The 1106-nt window shown below is 63.8% G+C and carries 1 protein-coding gene; it reads left to right on the forward strand.

Annotation, left to right across the window (positions count from 1 at the left end):
• A partial coding sequence (locus O0879_RS28545; RefSeq protein ID WP_289920051.1) for a condensation domain-containing protein occupies nucleotides 1–1106 on the forward strand: 1106 nt, incomplete at both ends.

The raw sequence follows: 1106 nt of genomic DNA on the forward strand, positions 1-1106 counted from the left end.
GGCATGGATGGTGCTCGATGCCTTGCCGCTGACGCCCAACGGCAAAGTGGACCGGAAGGCCTTGCCCGCCGCGGATGCGGGCGCCTCGCAGCAGGAATACGTGGCGCCGCAGACCGCGAGCGAGAAGGCGATCGCTGCGACTTGGGCTTCGGTACTGAACCATGATGTCAGCAAAATCAGCGTCGGCGACAACTTCTTCGGCCTGGGTGGACATTCGCTGCTGGTAGTGCAGTTGCTGTCGTCAATGCAGGAAGCCGGTCTGGATGCGGATGCCCAGATGATCTTCTCTGCGGCCAACCTCGGCGCGCTGGCCGCGATGGTCGACGTGGCCGCGCCCGTCGCAGAGGGCACTTTTGTCGTTCCGGCGCCCCGGATTCCGGCTGGCTGCGAGCGCATCACGCCGGACCTGCTGCCGCTGGTTGACCTTAGCCAGGAAGCAATCGACCTGATCGTGGCCAGCGTGCCCGGCGGCGCGGCCAACGTGCAGGACATCTATCCGCTGGCGCCGCTGCAGGAGGGGATGTACTTCTACCACCTGATGCATAGCCAGAACGATCCCTACATCCTGTCTTCGCTATACTCGGTCGACACGGGTGCGCAATTCGAGGCCCTGATCGGCGGTCTGCGCCAAGTGATCGCGCGCCATGACGTATTGCGGACGGCGATCCTGTCGGAGCAGCTGCCGATGCCTGTACAGCTTGTGTATCGCCAGGCCGGAGTGGCACTCGACATGATCGAGCTGAATCCAGGCATGGATGTGCAGGACCAGCTCAAGGCGCGTTATGACAGGCCCATGAACCTGGCGAAGGCGCCCATGTTGCAGATCAATGCGGCTCGCGAACCGGGCACCGAGCGCCATTTCTTCGTGATCCAGCTGCACCATATCGTCGCGGACCACGCCGGCCTGGAGATCATTCGCAGGGAGCTGGAGGCTTGCGTGGCCGGCCGGGCAGAAGAGCTGCCCCAGCCGGTTCCCTACCGTCAATTCGTGGCCCATGCGCTGCACCAGGCCAGCAACAACGATGCGCAAGCCTACTTCAGCAAGGTGCTGGGCGATGTGACCGAGCCGACGGCGCCGTTCAATCTGCTCAACGTCCACGGCGACG

Source organism: Janthinobacterium sp. SUN120 (assembly GCF_030397735.1).
In the GTDB taxonomy this organism is placed as follows: domain Bacteria; phylum Pseudomonadota; class Gammaproteobacteria; order Burkholderiales; family Burkholderiaceae_D; genus Janthinobacterium; species Janthinobacterium kumbetense.